This window comes from Citrobacter sp. R4 (assembly GCF_026719175.1).
GTDB lineage: Bacteria > Pseudomonadota > Gammaproteobacteria > Enterobacterales > Enterobacteriaceae > Citrobacter_A > Citrobacter_A sedlakii.
Genome location: NZ_JAPPSU010000001.1, coordinates 927,473 through 949,434 on the forward strand (window position 1 = coordinate 927,473; position 21,962 = coordinate 949,434).

The 21,962-nt window shown below is 53.5% G+C and carries 19 protein-coding genes and 1 pseudogene; 11 read left to right on the plus strand and 9 right to left on the minus strand.

Translation table 11 applies throughout. The annotated features are described in order from the left end of the window. The first annotated feature begins 136 nt into the window (after positions 1 to 136). From OOJ60_RS04440 to OOJ60_RS04470, 7 genes are all read left to right on the plus strand, one after another. A complete protein-coding gene (locus OOJ60_RS04440; protein WP_205612005.1) occupies positions 137 to 1,714 on the plus strand; it encodes a methyl-accepting chemotaxis protein in 1,578 nt (525 codons plus the stop codon). Between the two features lie 63 nt (positions 1,715 to 1,777). Next, positions 1,778 to 2,704 (plus strand): glutaminase B, encoded by a 927-nt coding sequence (gene glsB, locus OOJ60_RS04445; protein ID WP_205612006.1) that lies wholly within the window; start codon positions 1,778 to 1,780, stop codon positions 2,702 to 2,704. After that, on the plus strand, positions 2,704 to 3,063 hold the full coding sequence (locus OOJ60_RS04450) for a DUF4186 domain-containing protein (RefSeq protein WP_042282964.1): 360 nt from the start codon (positions 2,704 to 2,706) through the stop codon (positions 3,061 to 3,063). The genes glsB and OOJ60_RS04450 overlap by 1 nt, the downstream gene beginning before the upstream one ends. A gap of 180 nt (positions 3,064 to 3,243) precedes the next feature. Beyond that, positions 3,244 to 4,680: a GGDEF domain-containing protein gene (locus tag OOJ60_RS04455; protein WP_205612153.1), complete on the plus strand. Its 1,437-nt coding sequence runs from the start codon at positions 3,244 to 3,246 to the stop codon at positions 4,678 to 4,680. An 85-nt stretch (positions 4,681 to 4,765) separates the two neighbouring features. Then, on the plus strand, positions 4,766 to 5,293 hold the full coding sequence (locus tag OOJ60_RS04460; protein WP_407057097.1) for a GNAT family N-acetyltransferase: 528 nt from the start codon (positions 4,766 to 4,768) through the stop codon (positions 5,291 to 5,293). Between the two features lie 106 nt (positions 5,294 to 5,399). Continuing rightward, entirely contained in the window at positions 5,400 to 6,851 is a 1,452-nt protein-coding gene (locus OOJ60_RS04465; RefSeq protein ID WP_205612008.1) for a tagaturonate reductase, read from the plus strand. Positions 6,852 to 7,062: 211 nt separating this feature from the next. Continuing rightward, complete coding sequence (locus OOJ60_RS04470; RefSeq protein WP_042282973.1) at positions 7,063 to 7,977, plus strand: bestrophin family protein; 915 nt, start codon at positions 7,063 to 7,065, stop codon at positions 7,975 to 7,977. Positions 7,978 to 8,021: 44 nt separating this feature from the next. Here OOJ60_RS04470 and OOJ60_RS04475 read toward each other — a convergent pair. The 3 genes and pseudogenes from OOJ60_RS04475 to OOJ60_RS04485 all read right to left on the minus strand — a co-directional run. Beyond that, a pseudogene (locus OOJ60_RS04475) lies at positions 8,022 to 8,288 on the minus strand (trans-aconitate 2-methyltransferase); the annotation flags it as partial. Positions 8,289 to 8,759: 471 nt separating this feature from the next. Next, positions 8,760 to 9,245 carry a GNAT family N-acetyltransferase gene (locus OOJ60_RS04480; RefSeq protein ID WP_060569764.1) on the minus strand — a complete coding sequence of 162 codons (486 nt, stop codon included), beginning with the start codon at positions 9,243 to 9,245 and terminating at the stop codon, positions 8,760 to 8,762. Beyond that, on the minus strand, positions 9,233 to 9,499 hold the full coding sequence (locus tag OOJ60_RS04485; protein ID WP_199957267.1) for a type II toxin-antitoxin system TacA family antitoxin: 267 nt from the start codon (positions 9,497 to 9,499) through the stop codon (positions 9,233 to 9,235). The genes OOJ60_RS04480 and OOJ60_RS04485 overlap by 13 nt, the downstream gene beginning before the upstream one ends. A 204-nt stretch (positions 9,500 to 9,703) precedes the next feature. Here OOJ60_RS04485 and OOJ60_RS04490 point away from each other — a divergent pair, with 204 nt between their 5' ends. Next, on the plus strand, positions 9,704 to 11,065 hold the full coding sequence (locus OOJ60_RS04490) for a glycoside hydrolase family 10 protein (RefSeq protein ID WP_205612009.1): 1,362 nt from the start codon (positions 9,704 to 9,706) through the stop codon (positions 11,063 to 11,065). Between the two features lie 4 nt (positions 11,066 to 11,069). On the opposite strand, the gene OOJ60_RS04495 is transcribed toward OOJ60_RS04490, so the two are convergent. Further along, positions 11,070 to 11,807 (minus strand): MerR family transcriptional regulator, encoded by a 738-nt coding sequence (locus tag OOJ60_RS04495; protein WP_042282988.1) that lies wholly within the window; start codon positions 11,805 to 11,807, stop codon positions 11,070 to 11,072. A 149-nt stretch (positions 11,808 to 11,956) separates the two neighbouring features. Beyond that, a complete protein-coding gene (locus OOJ60_RS04500; RefSeq protein WP_205612010.1) occupies positions 11,957 to 13,174 on the minus strand; it encodes a diguanylate phosphodiesterase in 1,218 nt (405 codons plus the stop codon). Positions 13,175 to 13,518: 344 nt separating this feature from the next. On the opposite strand from OOJ60_RS04500, the gene ycgZ reads away from it, so the two are divergent. Genes ycgZ through OOJ60_RS04515 form a run of 3 tightly spaced genes read left to right on the plus strand, consistent with a single transcriptional unit; the run spans position 13,519 to position 14,428 of the window. Beyond that, positions 13,519 to 13,758 (plus strand): regulatory protein YcgZ, encoded by a 240-nt coding sequence (ycgZ, locus tag OOJ60_RS04505; protein ID WP_042282993.1) that lies wholly within the window; start codon positions 13,519 to 13,521, stop codon positions 13,756 to 13,758. A 51-nt stretch (positions 13,759 to 13,809) separates the two neighbouring features. After that, positions 13,810 to 14,115 (plus strand): hypothetical protein, encoded by a 306-nt coding sequence (locus tag OOJ60_RS04510; protein WP_205612011.1) that lies wholly within the window; start codon positions 13,810 to 13,812, stop codon positions 14,113 to 14,115. A gap of 46 nt (positions 14,116 to 14,161) precedes the next feature. After that, positions 14,162 to 14,428: a biofilm development regulator YmgB/AriR family protein gene (locus OOJ60_RS04515; RefSeq protein WP_060569769.1), complete on the plus strand. Its 267-nt coding sequence runs from the start codon at positions 14,162 to 14,164 to the stop codon at positions 14,426 to 14,428. 65 nt (positions 14,429 to 14,493) lie between these two features. Here the strand turns inward: OOJ60_RS04515 and OOJ60_RS04520 are convergent, their stop codons facing one another. The 4 genes from OOJ60_RS04520 to treZ are packed head-to-tail and all read right to left on the minus strand — an operon-like array spanning position 14,494 to position 21,724. Beyond that, positions 14,494 to 15,285 (minus strand): OBAP family protein, encoded by a 792-nt coding sequence (locus tag OOJ60_RS04520; RefSeq protein WP_199957264.1) that lies wholly within the window; start codon positions 15,283 to 15,285, stop codon positions 14,494 to 14,496. Then, complete coding sequence (gene glgX, locus OOJ60_RS04525; RefSeq protein WP_205612012.1) at positions 15,286 to 17,367, minus strand: glycogen debranching protein GlgX; 2,082 nt, start codon at positions 17,365 to 17,367, stop codon at positions 15,286 to 15,288. Then, positions 17,367 to 19,937 (minus strand): malto-oligosyltrehalose synthase, encoded by a 2,571-nt coding sequence (gene treY, locus OOJ60_RS04530; protein ID WP_205612013.1) that lies wholly within the window; start codon positions 19,935 to 19,937, stop codon positions 17,367 to 17,369. Before treY ends, glgX begins: the two co-directional genes overlap by 1 nt. Beyond that, positions 19,934 to 21,724: a malto-oligosyltrehalose trehalohydrolase gene (gene treZ / locus OOJ60_RS04535; RefSeq protein WP_205612014.1), complete on the minus strand. Its 1,791-nt coding sequence runs from the start codon at positions 21,722 to 21,724 to the stop codon at positions 19,934 to 19,936. Before treZ ends, treY begins: the two co-directional genes overlap by 4 nt. Between the last annotated feature and the right edge of the window lie 238 nt (positions 21,725 to 21,962).

A 21,962-nucleotide genomic window follows, 5' to 3' on the forward strand; every position in this document is an offset into this window, starting at 1 on the left:
AGCTAACCTGTCTCAGCCGGGTAGCACTGCCTACCCGGCGTCTGCGTAATCCAATTCGACCTGTCATATTTCTGCCATAGTTTTGTCATTTACGCTTCGTAGACTCGCGTATAACGTGTTGATACTGAAGAATATTATGAACTTAACTCAAATTTTACGCCGTGTTGTCCGCCGTCAGTTTGGCCTGCTTACCGGCATTTTTTGCATAATTGCGCTATTCAGCGTGCTGCAGGTGACCTCCACGCTGATGCTGTCATTTTCCGTCAGTCAGGCGCGGGAGAACGAACAGCACAATCAACTGGCGCTACGCCAGCAGGCAACGCTGGAGGCGTCGCGTATCGCGTTGCTGACGGCAAGCGACCTGCTTAACCGCGCGGGAGTGTACTTTATGCAGGATGCCGCGACAGGCTCAGAAGGAAGCTGGCAAGCGCTTATTGATGAGGCAAGGCTGGCGCTTCAGCAGTCCGGCGCGGCGTGGGACGCCTGGCGAAAGATGGATCCGCGTGCGGATACCGATCTGGTGGAAAGCTATCAGCGCTTCAGCGGCGGGATAGCGGAGCAGGTGGAGGGATTAAGCGAAACACAATCGATCGATGCCTTCTTTGCGGTGCCGGTACAGGCATTCCAGGCCGATTTCAATGAAAACTATAGTCGGGTGCAAAAGGTTAACGCACAAGCGAGAGAGCAAGGACGCCAGCAGTTGCTTGATCGCTTGCTTAACCTTCAGCGCCTGTTCTGGGCGCTGCCTGTCATGCTGCTGGTAATTGCGGTGGCCGTGTGGTGGGGAATGTCACGTTGGGTTATAACGCCGCTGCGTCAGCTTATCGGGCATATTAATATTCTGGCGGCAGGCGATCTTTCTCTGACAGTACCCGCGGTGCCGCAGTTTAATCGTGAAGTGTCACAGCTTTCGAAACGTATTGGCGCAATGCAGCAGGGACTGCGCGAGCTTGTTCAACAGGTGAGCGATGCGACGGCGGCAATGGCGGATAACATCGATCGACTGGCGCAGAACAATCAGCGGCTGTACCAGCAGTCCGCCCGGCAAAGCGAAGAACTGAACAACGTCACGGCGCAGGTGTCTGTACTGGAAAATCACGTTGAAGATAACAGCGGGATCGCGCAGCGGGCAAATCAGCGCGCGGAAGACGCGCGGACGATTGCTGCCGGCGGAGACAGAATGATGGATACGGTCAACCGTTCGATGCAGGCGATTGTCGATCGCTCTTCAGAAATGCGCGGGATTGTCGCGCTTATCGATAACGTTGCGTTCCAGACCAATATTCTGGCGCTGAATGCGGCAATTGAGGCGGCACATGCCGGGGAGCAGGGGCGAGGCTTTGCGGTCGTCGCCAGGGAAGTGGGGGTGCTGGCGCGTAAGAGCAGTCAGTCAACACAGGATATCCAGGCGCTGATCCATCATTCGCTGGAGGGGATAGAAGAGGGTTCCGATGCGGTAAACCATCTGGAAAAAAACCTTCAGCAGGTGATGGCTCTGGTGGATAACCTGGGCGCGTCGTTAAAGGATATTTCTACCGCCACGCTGCATCAGGGTAGCCGCATTCATGAGATGACGCGTCAGTTGCAGGCGCTTAACCGGGCGGCGAGCGATACGCGGGAGCTGGTGGATACCGCGTCGGCGTCCTCACAGCAATTGCATGCGGAGTCACATCAGTTGATCAACGCCGTGGCGCGATTTCGCCTTACGGCCTGACGTGACACATTTCGCTCTGCTATACTCCCAGGCCTTTTCTGACTGGCAGGCAAGGAGCAGACGGTGGCAATCGCCCTGGACAATTCAATTTTAGAGACCATTCTGGCTGAGGTTCGTCCACTGATCGGCCAGGGAAAAGTGGCTGACTACATCCCTGCGCTCGCCTCCGTTGACGGCGCCCGGCTGGGCATTGCGATTTGTACCGTTGACGGTCAGCGCTGGCAGGCGGGGGACGCGACTGAACGCTTTTCGATTCAATCTATCTCTAAGGTGCTCAGTCTGGTGGTCGCGATGCGCCACTATGCGGAAGATGAGATCTGGCCGCGCGTCGGAAAAGATCCTTCCGGTTCGCCGTTTAACTCGCTGGTGCAACTGGAGATGGAGCAGGGGATCCCGCGCAATCCGTTTATCAACGCGGGCGCGCTGGTGGTCTGCGATATGTTACAGGGGCGGCTGAGCGCGCCGCGTCAGCGCATGCTGGAAATTGTCCGTGCGCTGAGCGGCGTTTCGGACGTCGGTTACGATACGGTGGTCGCTCGTTCTGAATTCGAGCATTCCGCCCGTAACGCCGCTATCGCCTGGCTGATGAAGTCCTTCGGTAACTTCCATCATGACGTCACGACGGTGCTGCAAAATTACTTCCATTACTGCGCGCTAAAGATGAATTGCGTTGAGCTCGCGCGGACCTTTGTCTTTCTTGCTAATCAGGGAAAGGCGTTTCACCTTGATGAACCGGTGGTGACGCCTTTACAGGCCCGGCAGATCAATGCGCTGATGGCGACCAGTGGAATGTATCAGAACGCCGGCGAATTTGCCTGGCGCGTCGGTCTACCGGCCAAGTCGGGCGTCGGCGGCGGGATCGTGGCGATCGTTCCCCACGAAATGGCAATAGCCGTCTGGAGTCCTGAGCTGGACCCGACCGGTAATTCGCTGGCGGGCATCGCCGCGCTGGAGCAACTGACAAAGCGGTTAGGTCGTTCGGTGTACTGATGAATACATTTGATTCCCTGTTTGCACGACTTTCCCGTTCAACGTTTCGCTCCCGTTTTCGTCTCGGGCCGAAAGAGCGGCAGTACTGCTGGGATAAAGGCGCAGAGGTTATTGACCAGCACGCCGCAGACTTTGTGGCAAAACGACTTGCGCCCGCCATTCCGCTGAACGACGGCAAACAAACCCCGATGCGCGGCCATCCCGTTTTTATTGCCCAGCATGCCACGGCGACCTGCTGTCGCGGCTGTCTTGCTAAATGGCATGCGATCCCGCAAGGCGACGCGCTGACTGAAGAGCAACAACGTTATATTGTTGCGGTTATTCATCACTGGCTGGTTATTCAAATGAATAAAACCTGATAATTAACGGCGTAGTGTAAAACCGTAAAATTGCCAGGGTTTATTTTATTCCAGCCGGGAAAATAACAGGTTAACGCTGCCGGTAATGACTATCTTTGAGAATAATTCATGCTATTCTCAAAAGATTACCATTACGCCGCAGAGATAATTGCCCCCGGCAGTGATATGGACAGAGAGTTAATGCAATCACTTCCCATTCCTTCTTTCCGCCTGTTTCAGGAAGATCGTCCACTGCGTAATGCGGTCGCGGTATTTGCGTTCACCACACTGTTCTATTTTATCGGTGCAGAGCTGCGCCTGATTCATGAACTGTCGCTGTTCTGGCCGCTAAATGGCGTACTGGCCGGGATTTTTGCACGCTTCGTCTGGTTAAACCGACCGCATTACTACGCGGTAAGTTATGTTGCGATGCTTGGCTATGATGCGCTCACCACGCAATGGGGTTGGGTGTCGTTGGTAATTAATCTCTCCAATATGGTATTTATTGTTATTGTCGCCCAGCTGGTCATTCGTGATAAACGACTGGGGAAAAATAAATATCAGCCGATTAGCGCTTTACGCTTATTTAATTACTGTCTGATCGCCGCATTGATCTGTGCCCTGGTCGGCGCGACAGGCTCGGTAGGCATTGATCGTCTTTCTTTCTGGCCGTTGTTTGCTGACTGGTTTAGCGAGCAATTTTCAACGGGCGTGTTAATTATCCCCTGTATGTTGACTCTCGGCATGCCGGGCGTCGTTACACGCTTCAAGCCGGAACAGATGATGCCGGTTATCGCGCTGATCGTCTCGGTGTTGGCCTCGGTGATCATTGGCGGAGCAGGGAGCCTTGCCTTTCCCCTTCCTGCGCTTATCTGGTGCGCCGTACGCTATGCGCCTCAGGTGACCTGTCTGTTAACTTTTATTACCGGTGCGGTGGAAATCGTGCTGGTGGCAAATTCAATTATCGATATCGCCGTTGCGTCGCCATTCTCGATCCCGCAAATGTTTTCCGCGAGGCTGGGGATTGCCACCATGGCCATTTGCCCCATTATGGTTTCAGTTAGCGTAGCGGCAATTAATTCCCTGATGAAGCAGGTTTCTTTACGCGCCGATTTTGATTTTCTGACTCAGGTTTACTCGCGCTCGGGCCTTTACGAGGCGCTGAAGCGGCAGGATGCGCCAGCAACGCAGCATTTTACCGTTATGCTTCTGGACATCGATTTCTTCAAGAGCATCAATGACAGCCACGGCCATGAATGTGGCGATCGGGTGCTGCGGGTGTTTGCTCAGCAACTGCAAAAAATTGTTGGGGGCAAAGGACTCATTGCCCGCATGGGTGGCGAAGAATTTGCTGTGGTCATGCCGACACTGCATCCTGAAGAAGGAATGCGTATCGCTGAAACTCTCCGTAAAGCCGTGGCGCTACAACCTTTCAACTGGCAACAGCAAAGCGTCTATCTGACGGTCAGTATTGGTCTGGGGAACGGCAGGGTGGCAGGACGCACGCTGACGGAGCTTTTCAACACGCTGATGGTGGAAGCGGATGAGTGTCTGTACCGCTCGAAGAGAGAGGGGCGTAATCGTACCAGCGCTCGCCAGGCTGACCTGGCGATACTGTCAGAAAGCGATCTGGCGTAAGACGTCATAACAAACTGCTATGACCGGCATGTTGTGTTATCACAATGTTAAGTGCATGGTATCAAGGTCTACTCAAGGAGCCCTTATAATGCCATTACCCCCCTGTATGTTATTGAGCGCTGAGACGCTTCTCGCGCGACAGGATGAACTCAGTGATCTTCTGACTGACTGCGTCAATCGCGGCGCGTCGGTCAGTTTTCTTTCCCCCTTCGATCGGCAAAAAGCGAATGTTTTCTGGAACGATGTCGCCCAAAGCGTGGGCAGAGGCGAGCGACAGGTTCTCGTTATTGAAAATCAGCAGGGCGTGATTGTCGGCACCGTGCAGCTTATTACCCGGCAACCCGAAAACCAGCCTCATCGGGCGGATGTCGCTAAACTGCTCGTTCACTCTTCGGCGCGGCGGCAGGGACTGGCCCGCCATCTGATGCAGGCGCTTGAAACGTGCGCACGGGAACAGCGTAAAACACAACTGGTCCTGGAGACCGCCACCGGTAGCGATGCCGAGTTGTTCTACCACTCGTGCGGGTGGCAAAAAGCGGGTGTGATACCTGATTATGCGCTGATGCCTGATGGAACGCTGACCGGCACCACAGTTTTCTACAAAGCGCTTTGATTTATCGCTATCACTTGATCAAAACGGGGTTTTACTGGCGTAAAGTTTTGCTAACCTGTTCTACCAATTTAATCGGGTTGTATGACTAATCGAAAGGGAACCCATTGTGAAAACTCTAAACCGTAGCGATTTTCCCGGTGCCCACTATCCTGAACGCATCATTCAGTTTGGTGAAGGTAACTTTCTGCGCGCCTTTGTTGACTGGCAGATCGATCTGCTCAATGAACATACCGATCTGAACGCCGGTGTGGTGATTGTACGTCCCATCGACAGCGCTTTCCCGCCATCGCTCAGCACGCAGGATGGGCTTTATACAACAATCATTCGCGGCTTGAATGAGCAGGGCGAGGCCGTCAGCGATGCGCGTTTGATTCGTTCAGTGAACCGTGAGATAAGTGTTTATGGTGAGTACGATGCGTTCCTGAAGCTGGCGCACAACCCGGACATTCGTTTTGTCTTCTCTAACACCACCGAAGCGGGCATCAGCTACCATGCGGGCGATAAGTTCGATGATGCCCCGGCGGTGAGCTATCCGGCGAAGCTGACGCGCCTGTTGTTTGAGCGCTTTAGTCATTTCAACGGCGCGCAGGATAAAGGCTGGATTATTATTCCTTGTGAGCTGATCGACTATAACGGCGACGCGCTGCGTGAACTGGTGCTGCGCTATGCGCAGGAATGGTCACTGCCGGCGGCCTTTGTTACCTGGCTGGATGAGGCTAATGTGTTTTGCTCAACGCTGGTGGACCGTATTGTGACGGGTTACCCACGAGATGAAGTGGCACAACTGGAAGCAGAACTGGGTTATCACGATGGCTTCCTGGATACCGCCGAGCATTTCTACCTGTTTGTTATTCAGGGACCGAAGACCCTGGCTTCCGAGCTACGCCTCGACAAATACCCGCTGAATGTTTTGATCGTCGATGATATCAAGCCTTATAAAGAGCGTAAGGTAGCCATTCTGAACGGCGCGCACACCGCGCTGGTTCCGGTCGCGTTCCAGGCGGGTCTGGATACGGTCGGCGAGGCGATGAATGATAGCGATATCTGCGCTTTTGTGGAAAAGGCTGTCTATCAGGAAATCATTCCTGTGCTTGATTTGCCGCGTGATGAACTGGAATCGTTCGCCAGCGCGGTCACCGGACGTTTCCGTAACCCGTACATTAAGCATCAGTTACTGTCGATCGCTCTGAACGGCATGACGAAATTCCGCACCCGCATTCTTCCGCAACTGCTGGCAGGGCAGAGGGCCAACGGTAAATTACCGGCGCGTTTGACGTTTGCTTTAGCCGCGCTGATTGCCTTCTACCGCGGGGAACGTGGCGGTGAAGCGTATCCGGTGCAGGATGACGCGCACTGGATCACCCATTTCCAGCAGCTCTGGAGCCAGCATGGCGATCGCCAAGTGAGTACGCAGCAACTGGTTAGCGCCGTTCTGGCCGCAGAGGAACACTGGGAGCAGGACCTGACCAATGTCCCAGGACTGGTGGAGCATGTGACCAGCGATCTTGACAACATCCTGAGCAAAGGCATGCGCGAAGCGGTAAAACCGCTATGCTAAAATAAGTGTGCGATAAGATTGACCCGGCGAAGGCCGGGTTTATTGTTTATGATCATTAGTTACAACATACAATCTATTTTTATACCTGTCGCTCTGTGACTCCTGAGCCGTGAACGGTCTGACAGATATAACAGGGCCCGTTTCAAGAAAGTTGTAAGTTTGATCCAGATCACGTTTAATAACGGGATTCGCTTCTTTTCTGAAAACCGTCATGATTGTTCGTCCTCAACAGCATTGGCTACGCCTGATATTCGTCTGGCATGGCTCCGTTTTAGCTAAAATCTCTTCCCGTTTACTGCTGAATTTCCTGCTTTCCATCGCTGTTATCATCATGCTTCCGTGGTACACCATGCTCGGTATCAAGTTCACGCTTGCGCCGTTCAGCATCCTTGGTGTGGCCATCGCGATATTTTTAGGGTTTCGCAACAACGCCTGCTACGCACGTTATGTCGAAGCGAGACAACTGTGGGGACAGTTAATGATTGCCTCACGGTCGCTGTTGCGGGAAGTCAAAACCACGCTCCCGGACGACACGCAGTCTGGAGAATTTGTTCGCCTGCAAATTGCCTTTGCCCATTGTTTGCGCATGACGCTGCGGCGAAAACCGCAGGCCGAACCTCTGGCGAAATACCTCAACGCGGAAGATCTGAAACAGGTCTTCGCCGCGCACTCTCCGGCAAACCGCATTCTGCTGCTGATGGGGGAGTGGCTGGCTGTTCGTCGGCGCGACGGACGTTTGTCTGATATATTATTTCACAGTTTAAACAATCGGTTAAACGATATGTCAGCGGTGCTGGCAGGATGCGAGAGAATCGCCAATACGCCGGTGCCATTTGCGTATACGTTGATCCTGCATCGCACGGTGTACCTGTTTTGCATCATGCTGCCGTTTGCGCTGGTTGTTGACCTGCATTACATGACGCCGTTTATCTCGGTACTGATCTCCTATACCTTTATCTCCCTGGATGCGCTGGCGGAAGAACTGGAAGATCCGTTCGGTACGGAAAACAACGACTTGCCGCTTGATGCTATCTGTAATGCCATCGAGATCGATCTGCTTCAAATGAACAATGAAACAGCCATTCCGGCGAAGCACGTTCCGGACAAGCACTATCAACTGACATAACCTTCCTGGCTGTATCGTTGTTAAACGCGGCGCGCGCTCGATCGTTATGTCAGGCGACGGGCGACCATGAACAGTCGTGGGAATGCCAGCAGTATCTGCCCATCTTCCTGAAGCGGGTACTGCTCCTGTAACAGCGCGTGATAGCGGGCAAGATAGCGTTTTTGCGCTGGCTCATTAAGATCCTGTAACCAGGGCCGCAGCCCGGTCGCACTGACCCAGTCGATTATAGCCTGATGGGATGGCATTTGGTGGTAGTAGGTTGTGCGCCAGATATCCACCTCGCAACCGGCTTCGCTTAGGATATCGTAATACCTGGCACCGACGATAAGAAAATTGTCTCACTCGCACGTCAGCATGGCATAGGCGTTCAGGCCTTTTCTTCATACAGCGTCAGCAACGATGCCGCCGCAGGGTTGGTTATCGGCTATGGAAATACGCCAGCGGAGGTTATCCCAGAGGCTGTTAGTGTGCTGGCAGCCCTAAGCAGACAGGAACGTCGCTTCTGAACGTCCTGAAGCGAAAAGTATCTACGAGAAATTTCTTTCATGATGAATATCCCGGCGTCATGTATAGCCACAGAAACTCCTCATCAGGAAAAGTGAGTTATCGACCTGGTAGGGAAAAATGACCCACATATAGACGCTAGTATTGAGCTAACAATACCTTGGTGCGCATAATGTATATTATGTTAAATTGAATTTTATAAACCATGGCATCGTACCCCCAATTCATCTACTGAATACCCGTGGGTTAAAATCAGGCACATGCCCTTTTCTTTTAAACTATTGTGGGAGTTTAAGGTACAAGGTTCGTTCCTGCGCTGGCGATGCTTTAAAGCCATGATGAATGTAAAAGTCTTTGGCCTTCTCAGTGAGCGCGTGCACCATGAGCGCACGAACGCCAATATTCTCTGCTACCCGATAACAGCGCAGAACCGCATCGTGCAGCAAATCCGCACCAAGCCCTTTTCCATGGAATGAGACATCAACTGCCAGGCGAGCCAGAATGATTACTGGGATGGGATCTGGCATGTTGCGCCTGAGATTGCCCGTCGCTTCCACATGATTAACACTGCCGGTGGCCAGAGAGTAAAAACCAGCCACTTGTCTCGTACCTGTTTTACATACAACGAAGGTTCGGGCCGCGCCAGAAGACTGGTTTTTTAAACTTCTCTGTTTTAGCCAGTCATCGAGAACGGCTTCTCCGCTGACGAATTCAGCCAGTTGATGGGAACTCGATAACGGTTCAGGCGCTGTTACACATCCCACTGAGGCTTCCTCGCGAGGAGTTTCTCTATAACGGGATCATTCCCTACCGGGGCGTCCAGCATATCGATGAAATCGGCATACTGTTCATCGTTAAAATTGAAAACACGTCTCTCGAGGATCACATTTTCAGCAGCCTGACACGCCATTTCCAGGATAAAGTCTGTACGTGATTTATGGAGAATCTCTGCTGCAGCATCGATGAGCGCCCTTTGAGATTCCTTCGCTCTAAGGTTAAGCTGAACATCTGATTTCATAGGTCTGCTCCTTGTATAGCAATTGCTTTACAAGCATAACACATCAAACGTGTATAGCGAATGCTATACAGTTAAAGAACTTTTAAGATCCCGTCAAAGCCTTGTTCCCGCCTCACCTATCAAATCATTCGCGCCGTTATCTTGACTTACCCTCGAATCAGACCACAATAATTTCACTTTCGCGCTAACCGGCAACGGACGTATATGGATATCAGTTCTCCTCGTTTTCTTCCTTTATTTCGTATCAGGACTTACACGGCTGCAATCGCGTCGGCGCTTCTACTGGCTAGCTGCTCTTCTACACCACCCGCCTCGCTGGTAACGCCGCCATCAGCAACGCCTGCTTCGCCCGTGAAACAACAAAAGTTGAACGAACCCGTTCGCGGCGTCTGGCTGGCGACGGTTTCCCGTCTCGACTGGCCTCCCGTCGCGTCAGTCACTGTCAGCGACGCGCGTTCGCGTATCGCCATGCAGCAAAAAGCGCTAACCGATAAGCTCGATAATTTACAGCGGCTCGGCATCAATACCGTATTTTTTCAGGTAAAACCTGACGGTACCGCGCTTTGGCCCTCGGCGATATTGCCCTGGTCAGACATGCTTACCGGAAAAATTGGCCAGGACCCCGGTTACGATCCGCTGCAGTTTATGCTTGACGAAGCGCATAAGCGTGGGATGAGGGTTCACGCATGGTTCAATCCGTATCGCGTCTCGGTTAATACCCGACCTTCTACGGTTGCCGAACTGAACCGCACTGTGTCACTGCAGCCCGCCAGCGTTTTTGTCCTTCACCGTGACTGGATCCGTACAGCTGGCGACCGCTATGTTCTTGACCCGGGGATCCCGGAGGTTCGCGACTGGATAACCAGCATTGTGGCGGAGGTCGTGAAAAAATACCCGGTTGATGGCGTTCAGTTCGACGACTATTTCTATGCTGAATCACCGGGATCTGCGCTTAATGACAGCGTGACCTTCAGGCGCTACGGTCAAGGGTTTCATACCAAAGCCGACTGGCGACGGCACAATACGCAGCAGTTAATTGAACAGGTGTCGCGCACCCTCCGACACAATAACCCGGACGTAGAATTTGGTGTAAGTCCGGCAGGGGTTTGGCGTAACCGCTCACACGACCCCGCCGGTTCAGACACCCGTGGCGCCGCGGCGTATGATGAGTCTTACGCGGACACGCGCCGTTGGGTACAGCAAGGTTTGCTGGACTACATCGCGCCGCAGCTGTACTGGCCCTTCTCTCGCGACGCCGCGCGCTATGATGTGCTCGCTAAATGGTGGGCGGATGTGGTGAAGCCTACGACAACCCGACTTTATATTGGCGTGGCGTTGTATAAGGTGGGCGAACCCTCGCGTAACGAGCCGGACTGGACGGTAAACGGCGGCGTGCCGGAACTGAAAAAACAGCTCGACCTGAACGACTCGGTTCCGCAAATCAACGGCACAATACTGTTCAGGGAAAACAACCTTAATCAGCCGCAAACGCAGCAGGCCGTTCATTATTTACGACAGCGTTGGGCAAACCTGAGTGGTCACCCGTCAAATAAAGAAAAGATGTAGCGATTCAGGACGGCGATGAATGCAGGGCAATGCTATACCCCTGCTCTCGCCAGCTCGCCAGTTGTTCTTGCTGGCGCGTGGTGGGCGCTTTCCCAATCCAGACGAAAATATCCTGACCGGGGAACATTTCCGGGCGCGGCGATTCCAGCGGCTCCGGCAGCACGTGAATATTCCAGCCCTGCTGCGACAAACGCCAGCCTTCCAGCCAAAGACGTGTCCGGTCTTCACACTCCCATGACAGCAGATATGCCTCTTTATCAGCCTGAGCGCGTAACGCATTCAGGCGCGTGATCGCATAGTCGATCAGCACCCCATCCAGCAGACTGCCCATGACGCGTGCGGTAGCCTGCTCAAGATTAAGTCGTTGACGCATCGGAACAAAAATATGATCGATCACATCATCAACCGGATAGCTGGCGCCCAGTTCATCAATGCGTACGCGCAGTTTGTCGGGACTGACACGACGCAGCGTGACCATCATTTCTTCCTGAAGCGATAACCAGCCGTCGTGTTGCGCAGTCTGGCTGCCTTCAATCAGCGCTTTAACCTTACTCACCGGCACGCCGCTTTTGATCCAGCGTTTAATCTCTTCGATACGTCTGATGTCATCTTCGTCGAACTGACGGTGACCGCCTTCGCTGCGCTGAGGTTTTAATAATCCATAGCGTCTTTGCCAGGCACGCAACGTAACCGGGTTGATTCCGCATCGTTCGGCCACATCACCAATACTGTAAAAAGCCATAGCATCCCTCTTACTGCAAAGCTGTACTTCCATGTATAAGTTAACCAAACCCCCTGCGCTGTACAAATCAAATTTTCCTGTACAAGCAGGGATTTGTGAATTTATTCCCAATTCTCAGTAAGATGGAGCAACAATTTTTTAACCTGGCATTAAAGATCGGCAGCCCTTTCCGGCCAAGCAATCGGCGAGACACCTCCTAAAGATGGACGGGCGAACAGATAGCCCTGGAACTGACTGATACCGGCTGATTCCAGCCACATCCACTCTTCCGCCTTTTCAACGCCAACCGCAGAAATCGCTATTTCCAGCGACGAGCAGCATTTGACGATCGCTTGTACAATGGCCTGCCGGGGCCCGCTTTTGTGGACATCCATAATGAGTTCCCGGTTAATTTTTATGCGATCCGGCTGGAACTGCGACAGCAATAACAAGCCCGCAGACCCGGCGCCAAAGTGGTCAATCGCCACGCTAATTCCGGCGCTTTTGAGTAGTCTGACAGAAGCGGTAAATTGCTCAAGCCCCGAGATCACTTCGCGTTCTGTGAATTCAACCGTCACTTGTTCCGGCACCAGGCCGGAACGCTCAATGGCGTCCAGCAACGTTTGTACCGCGTGGGGAATGTTGACCAGCGTCATAGGCAACACATTCACCGACAGTGAATATCGCTGCAAATTCAGCCTGCCCGCCAGCGCAAAGGCCTGCGTTTTACTGTGCAGATCCGCTTCGTAAAGTGCCGTCCCGGTAAGCCCGGCGAAATAACGTTCTGGCCCCTGTCCGTCTGGCGTTCGCAGCAAGGCTTCCAGCGCGACAATCTCCCGGGCGAAAGGATCGATTAATGGTTGAAAGGCAAAGCAACATTCTGCGTGGGTATCTTCTTGCACACTCTTTTCCCTGCTTACACCTTCGGCAATAAATTCCCAGGTATTTGCCGGTGGAATGGCAAAATAATTTTCCTTTTCGGTCGCTTCTATAAAAGTGCGAAAGAATTTCAGCGGTCGGTCGTTAAACGCCAATTGATACCGGGTGGTACCTTTATCGAGTACGTGTTGCAAAACGTCATTTCTGGCAAATTCGCGCAGGTCGAAAAGCTCCATTCCCACTTTACCAAAGCGGCGTGACGGCCCGTAGTCACGCAATAACTCTACCAGATTATGATGTCTCTCATCGTTGATGATGTGTTGATAGATCTGCTGAACGCCCTCCTCTGGCCCTTCAAGCAGTTGAAAAAAATGTTTTCCGTTAAACAACAGGATCCCGGTGACGTTGGACTGTTCGTTTTTTACCTTTGCTGCTGCCACCATTTTTTCAAGAGAGATCAGGGAAAAAGTGTCGCAAATATGACTACGGTAGATAACCGTTGTGAGCATGATGAGTCCAGATATATAGGAGGGAACATAAATACCCTACCAGAACCGTGCCTTCCCGTCTCCAGAAAACTCACTTTACGCTAACAATATGTTCACAAAGGAAAATGTTACATTTCTATTGTCTAAATATTGGCATAATTTACCCAATTCCCGCCTAAAAATGTTGTACAGCTATTGATGACACAAATTGTAAATTATTGATTTTAATTTATTGATTTTAAACGGTTAGCACAAAAAGCTAAAAATTAGCATGCTATTTTGTACGCATCCTATGTACACATTTTCTATATTTGTATAACTTAAATTACAACTTTGTAGATTATTGAAACAAATGGGAGTCACACATGCATCACAACATCAACATGTCCGATTCAGCGAATGCGATTGCCCAGTACTTCAATAAAGCTAGCCTGCCGACTCAGCAGGAAACCCTGGGTCAACTTGTGGTGGAAATCCTCACCGACGGCAAGAGCCTGAACAGGAAGTCGCTTTGTACTAAATTGCTGAGCCGCCTTGAAAAAGCGAATAGCGAAGCGGAGGAACACCACTATCACACGCTGATTGGTCTGCTGTTTGATCGTTAGTGGAGGTTCACGCCAACGCCAGTGTCAGCGTTGGCAACCAGAGATGCGGTTATGAACAGAAGTGAAGAATATGAACGACTGACGGATGAAATCATCGGTGAAGCGGTATTAACGCTGCTGAAAAGCCATGGTCCCATTAGCACCCAGGCACTGATCGTGACGCTGGGAAATATGAAGGCCAACGCGGGAGACAGTAAACGACAAGAGGCCATACAAAGCGTCATGACCGAAGTCACCGCCATGGCGGCCAGAAAGCGTCAACGCGCGCGCCGACCAGATTCACAAGCAGTACGACGGGGCAACGTGCTTGAGCTGTTTGGCAGTCGCCAGTCAGACAGCACAAAAAAAATGCACTAACCAACGCCATTTTACAACTTAACGGTGAAAGCACATGAGACAAGCGATGCTTAAGCAGACCGATTTTTACGCAGTTCTTCCAGATACAGCAATGTCCGAATTTTTCCGCAACGCAGGCGACCGTCTTGCCGAGGAGTCAGCGGTACTGGCGACCGCTATCAGCAGCATTATGGCTTCTGATGGGCATATCACCAATAAAGCGATTATTTTATGGCTGGTCCAGGCGCTGGAAACTACGGACAGCGTGGTACAGGCTGATGTGTTACGGAAAACACTGGAAATTGTCGTTGGCTACACCATGGATGATATTTAAGGTTTACCCTCTGTCTTTCTGGCCCATCCTGACACGCTGTCCCGTTGCAGGATGGGCTGTGAACATTACGGCTTTTGTTGATTTTGCTCAGCCTTACCAAAAGAGCGCGTCATGCCATGACCATGCTCCCCCGCGCCGCTGACCCTTTTTAACTGTATCACTTGCCCTTTCTCCCAGGCGTTGGCGCCTTGTGCTACCGGATGCGCCACAATATCCCGCCGCTGTTGTTTAATTTCTTGCGTATTAATACCCAGTCGACGGTCCCGATCGGCTAATAGCGCCGGGTCCAACTGCCCGTCGCCGGTAAAGCCCATCATCAACGCGGGGATCCCCATTGGAAGCGTTTTATCGCGATCGGTATGCCATGTATGCCAGGTTTTGCCGTAGGTGTTGACGATTTTGCTCATCAACGCTTTGTCCGCGACGGCGGGAAGACCCGGCGCCACCAGGCTGCCGGACTTCACTTCATACTGATGGCTATGCCAGAGTTTTTTTTCCTCTGGCGGCAGCATATTGAATAACCGCTCGCTAATGATGTATTCAACGCCCATCAGACGCGCGTCTTTAGTATTCCCGTCGTAGATCACCGCCTGCATCACTTCATCATTAAGTACAGTGACATAATGATGCGCTTCCATCTGGCCATTTTTATCGCCACTGTAGAAATGGAAGCCATCCAGATAGGCGCTGATGGCCTCGATCGGCGGCCGGGACTGTATCACTTCCGCCCCGGCTTCCAGCGTACGCAGGCTTGCAGACGTTTCTTTACCGGGTATCGGCGTCTTCGGCGGGGTCGTGTTCGCCCCGCAGGCCGTTAATAACGCAACCGATGCTGCAATGCATAACCCTTTTTTCACTTATGGCCTCCTGAATAATGCGATGCTGCGTCCGGCAAGTTCATAATCCGTTTCATTTTCGATAATCAGTCCCTGTTCAGGGTCATTAGCCGTATTCAGTTCCAGTACCCAACCGCCATCCCCCGTTTGCGGGATGCTGAACGGCACGCTACATTCGAAGGGATTCAACAGAAGCAGAACTTCGTGCCAGATCCCGTCTTCGGTCTCGAGATCCGGACGACCGATATACACGCCAAGCGTGGAGCCTTCATCCCACTGCTCCGGCTGCTGTAGCCCGCCCCCGGCATTAAACCACTGGATAACCATGCCATCGCGCCAGTTTTCCCGACGCAGCAACGGCTGCTGTTTCCGCAGTTCAATAAGGTGGCGCGTAAATTCCCGCAATTGGTGCGCCGACTCCGGTAAATTCTCCCAGTGGACCCAGGAAATGTCGCTGTCCTGGCAGTAGCCGTTGTTATTCCCGTTCTGGCTGCGGCCAAACTCATCACCGGCCAGCAGCATCGGCGTACCGTGGGACAGCAGCAGCGTGGCGAGGAAATTACGCTTTTGCTGTTCGCGCGTGGCGTTAATGACGGCATCATCCGTGGGACCTTCCGCGCCATAATTGCATGACCGGTTATCGTTATGTCCGTCGTTATTGTCCTCGCCATTCGCCTCGTTGTGCTTCTCGTTATAGGACACCAGATCGTTCAGGGTGAAACCGTCATGCGCGGTAACAAAATTGACGCTCGCCCATGGCCGCCGCCCTCGCAGGTCATAGAGATCGCCGGAGCCAAGCAGGCGTGCGGCAAAATCGGTAGAAACGTTGTCGCCCTTCCAGTATTCGCGCACCGTATCGCGGTATTTATCATTCCATTCTCCCCACCCTGGCGGGAAACCGCCTACCTGATACCCGCCCGGCCCAATGTCCCAGGGTTCACCGATCAGCTTGAGTTTCGACAGCACCGGATCCTGCATCATCGCGTCAAAGAAGCCGCCGCGCTGATCAAACCCCTCCGGTTCGCGACCGAGGATCGTCCCGAGATCAAAACGGAAACCATCAACGTGCATCGCTTCCGCCCAATAGCGCAGCGAGTCCATCACCATCTGCAGCACGCGGGGATGAGAGGTATTAACGGTATTCCCCGTCCCCGTGTCATTAATATAATAACGATGCTGATCCGCCAGCGTGCGGTAATAGGAGAAGTTATCAATACCCTTAAATGACAGCGTCGGCCCCAGCTCGTTACCTTCCGCGGTGTGGTTATACACCACATCCAGAATGACCTCGATACCCGCATCATGATAGGCGCGCACCATGTCGCGAAAGCCCTGTATACCGCGCGGACCGTAGTAGCGCGTCGCCGGAGCGAAAAAGCCCAGCGTGTTATATCCCCAGAAGTTTTTCAGACCTTTGTCCAGCAGATGCTGATCGTCCGGAAACCAGTGAACCGGCAGCAGTTCGACGGAGGTAATGCCAAGACTTTTAATGTAATCCACGCTTGCCGCATGGCCCATCCCTTCAAACGTGCCGCGTAATTCTTGCGGTATCGCGGGATTCAGCCAGGTGAAACCTTTGACGTGAGTTTCATAGACAATGGCGCTGGGCCAGGGAATATCCGGGCGACGGTGATCCTGCCAGTCGAACGCATTCGGGTCGACAACCTTACATTTTGGCGTAAACGGGGCGCTGTCGCGGGTGTCAAAGCTAAGATCCTTTTCTTCGCTTTCCAGATCGTAAGCGAAATGCGCGTCATTCCAGGCGATATCCCCCACCAGTTCCCGGGCATAAGGGTCTATCAACAATTTATGGGGATTGAAACGGTGCCCGTTCTCTGGATCAAAAGGCCCATGAACCCGATAGCCGTACAGCGCCCCGGGTTTCAGCCCCGGCACGTAGCCGTGCCAGATCTCATGCGTAAATTCCGGTAAGGTCAGGCGGGCAATTTCGTTTTGTCCGCTCGGATCATACAGACACAGTTCTACGCGCTCGGCATGGGCGGAGAAAAGCGCAAAATTAACCCCCTGTCCGTCGTAGTTTGCCCCTAACTGCTGGCTGTGCCCTGCTGTGATATCAAATTTTTTACCTTTTGCTTTTGCCATTATCCATTTTCCCTTTCTGCACTCGTCTGTTCAGACGGGTGTTCGCGTAAAACAGCAATAAGTGGATGACCGGGGAGTTGCGCGACGTCAAGCGTGGCGCCGACATCGACCGTCTCGTGATGAAAGACGTCTTCATACTGACGATTCGCCAGCCGTGCGGGCAACGCGATACGGGTGTCTGCCCACAGCGTGCCGCCTGCAGAGGAGAGTTCGCCCTCTATGCGATGGAATACCCAGCGTGGCGCCACCACCACCAGCGCGTTTTTTTCATCTGCTCTGGCATAAGCAATGACGTGCTCCGCGTTGTCCCCCTCGGCGTCGAGCGGCAGATAGTCGCCCTTGCGAAACAGCGTGGGAAACCTTTGTCGCAGATGCAGCAGAACGGCGGTCACATACTGATTCACCTGACCATTCATCCAACACGCTTCCTGCGTAAATACGCGGCTGTCTGCCTGTGCGAGCTGGCGGGCCAACAGGGCAAAGTCCGGCAGGCGACGATTATCCGGGTCAACCAGACTGAAATTGAGCGCCTCGCTGCCCTGGTAGATATCCGGCACGCCGGGGGCGGTCAGTTTAATCAACGTCTGGGTCAGGCTATTCACCAGTCCGGCACGAATAAACGGCTGCAACGCAGCGTGAAAATCCTGCAAAAACAGCGTGTTTTCTGATGACAGCATATGCCGGGCATAATCCAGAACCGCCGTTTCGTAGGCCTCGTTGGTATCCACCCAGTCCGTCCGCAGCTTGGCTTCGCGTAGCGCTTTTTCCACAAATTCAAGGAATCGCTCCTCAAGCGCCTGCAAACCGTTCGCGTCATCCGGACGGAATACCGCGGGCCATACCCCCGCCAGCGCCTGATAGAGCATCCAGGTATCCGCCGCTTTGGGCGCGGTGCCGTCATTGAGAAACCGGACATGGGTCTGGTTCATTTGCCGCCATCGCGCCAGATGCTCCGCCCAACGCGTCGGCGCCTCGGTCAACGTGTATAACCGGGCGCGGGCGTCTTCGCCGCGTTTGGTGTCGTGAGTCGACGTGCTGGACAGCGCATCCGGCTGTAGCCGTAAACGGGACTGCATCTCCTGATGAAAGCGCGTGAGTGAGAAAAAGCGTTGAACGGGCTCTGCGCCAACTTCATTTAGCGCCAGATCCATGTTCTGGCGAAAGAACAGCGTGTCCTCTACCGATTTGGCCATTAGCGGGCCGGTGAGCTGCTGGAAGCGCGTGCGGAAGGTCGCCGCCGTGGTGGTCAGGCAGGCGTCATCGGCTCCGACCAACAACCGAGAGAGAAAACCAAGCGCCTGAGCGTCCGGGGCAAACTCACTGGCGCTCAGCTGTGCAGTGACACGTCGCAGCAGCTCGCTATCCGCCGTGCTGAATCCCTGCGCGGTGCCATACGTTCTGTACACCGGAAAGGCAATCAGCAGTTCTCGCAGCGCGCCGCGCAGCGTCTCGTCATCAATATCGACGCGCTGTTGACGGGCCAGTTCGCTTGCCAGTTTCAACAAGCGGGCAAATTCGCCGGCAAAATTACGCTCTATCATCAGGACCCGCGCCTTACGCAGTTCAGCGCGCATATCCACCTGCTGACCGACTGCATCCTGCCAGACGCGTCGGAGATCGCCCAGCGCGCGATCGTCCACCAGCACTTCGGCCAGAGCCGCAATAAACTCATAGCCGGTGGTACCCGAAATCGGCCATTCCTGCGGTAATTCCTCCCCGCGGGCAAGAATTTTTTCAACGGTGATATAGCACGCCTCACCGACCTTTTGACGTAAACGCTGAAGATAGGCCTGCGGATCGGCAAGGCCATCAATATGGTCGATACGCAATCCGTCCACAGCGCCGTTTGCCACCAGTTCAAGGATCAGTTGATGGGTGTCATCAAATACCCGATTGTCCTCCACGCGAACGCCAACCAGTCCAGTGACTTCAAAGAAACGGCGATAGCTCAGATTTGTCGCGGCCTCGCGCCAGGACATCAACCGCCAGGGTTGCCGTTGGTGCAAGTCGGCAATGGCCTGTTTATCGGTCATCGCCAGCACATCCGCTTCCTTTCCCTGCCAGGTTGTCGGATCCAGCGGGTAAAAGGCGTCATAATAGGCCAGCGTCGGTTTACCCGTTTGCGGATCCGCTTTGATGCTGATCTCCCCTTTTTCCAGGACTTTCTCAAAGGTGTCGCCAAGAAACGGTAATGTCAGTCGCTGTGTCCAGTCGATATCGAAATGGCTGGCGTAAACGCTTTTCTCTCCGTGTTCAATAACGTCACGCCACCAGCGATTTTCCAGCGAACTGGCCATATGGTTAGGGACGATATCGAGGATCAGCCCCATTTGCGCAGCGTGAAGCGCTTGCACCATGCGATCAAATCCTTCCCGCCCGCCGATGGCAGGATCGATTTCATTACAGTCTGTGACGTCATAACCGTGGGTCGAGCCCGCTGTCGCCGTAAAAATTGGCGAGGCATATAAATGGCTGATCCCGAGCTTTTTCAGGTACGGTATCCGTTCGCTAACGGCGTCAAAAGTCATGCCGTTGCGAAACTGAATTCGGTAGGTCGATGAAGGGATCATGGTAAGATTTCTCCCTGTGCGAATCGGACGACAATGGCATTTGGATTAAGACGCTCGCTGGCTTCCGGCCAGGCGAAAACCGTTTTCCCCGGCATTTCCGGCAGCACCACTGGCACATCGCCAATATTGAACGCCAGCGACAAAACGCCTGTCGGGAAACGCCAGCGCACAGCAACAAAACCAAGGGCAGTCTGCACCACTTCGCCTTCACCGCCGCGTGCGGTTTTCAGCAGCGGGACGATAACGCGCCGGCGTCTGCTCAACAGATCCCGGGTGAAGGTCAGCCACGCTTTTCCTTCTTCATGCTGCATTTTTTGCCAGTCGAGTTTCGCGCGCTGGAACGTCTCAGGCGCATTGGGATCTGGTACGTTCTCGCCTTCATGTCCGGCGTGTCCGGCAAATTCCTTCGCCCTGCCTTCACGCACCGCGCGCGCAAGATCGCCATGGAAATCCGTAAAAAATAAAAAGGGATGCGTTTCGCCGTATTCCTCGCCCATAAACAGCAGCGGAATATGTGGCGACATCAGGAGTGTGGCAAGCAGTACCCGTGTTTTCTCGGCTCCCGCCAGCGTAATCAGCCGTTCGCCCTGCGCACGGTTACCAATCTGATCGTGATTCTGAATAAAATCGACAAAGGTAGTCGGTGACTGCTGTTGGCTGCTAACGCCGCGCGCTTCTCCGCTAACGGCGGACATTTCCCCTTGCCAGGCAAACCCTTCGCTCAGTGCGCGGGCAACATAGCGTTCGGGCTGAGTGGCGAAGTCGGCGTAATACCCGTGATTTTCCCCGGTCGCCATGACGTGAATGGCGTTATGGAAATCGTCGTTCCACTCACCGGAAAAGAGTGGCGTCGCGCCATCTTCAGAACGCGGATGTAAAAACAAGACATTACGGTTGTCTTCGGTGGTGAGATGTATCGGCCGGTCGCTAATCTCACGACGGATACGTTCGGCTATCTCTACCAGCAGATGCGGTTGCGCGTCATCTTTGATCTGATCGATGGCGTCAAAGCGCAATCCGTCAAGCTGATACTCCACCAGCCAGTACAGCGGCGCGTCTGCAATATAGCGGCGTACCGCGTCGTTTTCATAGGCGATGCCGTTACCCCACGGCGTCATGCGCGCGGCGTCGAAAAAGTTCTCAGATAACAGCGGCAGGTAGTTACCTTCCGGCCCAAAGTGGTTGAGCACGATATCAAGAACCACCGACAAACCGTAACCGTGTGCGGCATCAACAAACGCTTTAAAATCGTCTGGTGAACCGTAGGCGGAATGCGGCGCATACAGCAACGTGCCGTCATAACCCCAGCCGCGTTGACCGCCAAACTGCGAAACCGGCATCAGTTCAATGACGGTAACGCCCAGTTCCGCGAGATACGGAAGTCTGGCGATTGCCGCCTGGAATGTCCCTTCAGGCGTAAAGGCGCCGAGATGCAGCTCATAGAACACCGCTTCTTCCCAGCGACATCCCTGCCAGTCAGTGTGTTGCCAGCAATAGGCCTCTGGATCGACGACGCGCGACGCGCCGTTCACATCGTCACACTGCGCACGCGAGGCCGGATCGGGAATTGCCGTCCCGTCGTTCAATACAAACTGATAAGGCGTTCCCGCCTTGACGCCGTTAACCTGGCACTCAAACCATCCCTCTCCGCTGGCCGTCATTTCGTGGTTTCGATCGTGAATACGGAGATACATCTTTTCCTGACTCGTCGCCCAAATGCGAAAGCGAACGACATCCGCGGCCACAAATTCACACCCCCAACTTCTGATAAAGGATTTTGAACTCATACTGTCGCCCCATTAGACCCGTTTCATCCTCGGGTGAGTTTTATGCAGCAAATACCCCTACCGTTGCTGTATGAAACAGCATACGCAGAACAAGCATAGACCAGCTCTGACGATTGCGAGGTGACAGTGTCACGTATGGGGCGCTTTTTCTGACTCGCGCCCCCCTGAAAAGCGGATCGATAAATGGGGTTTACGCAGGTGTTTGATATTTCTTTCAATGAATAATGACGAACGTTAT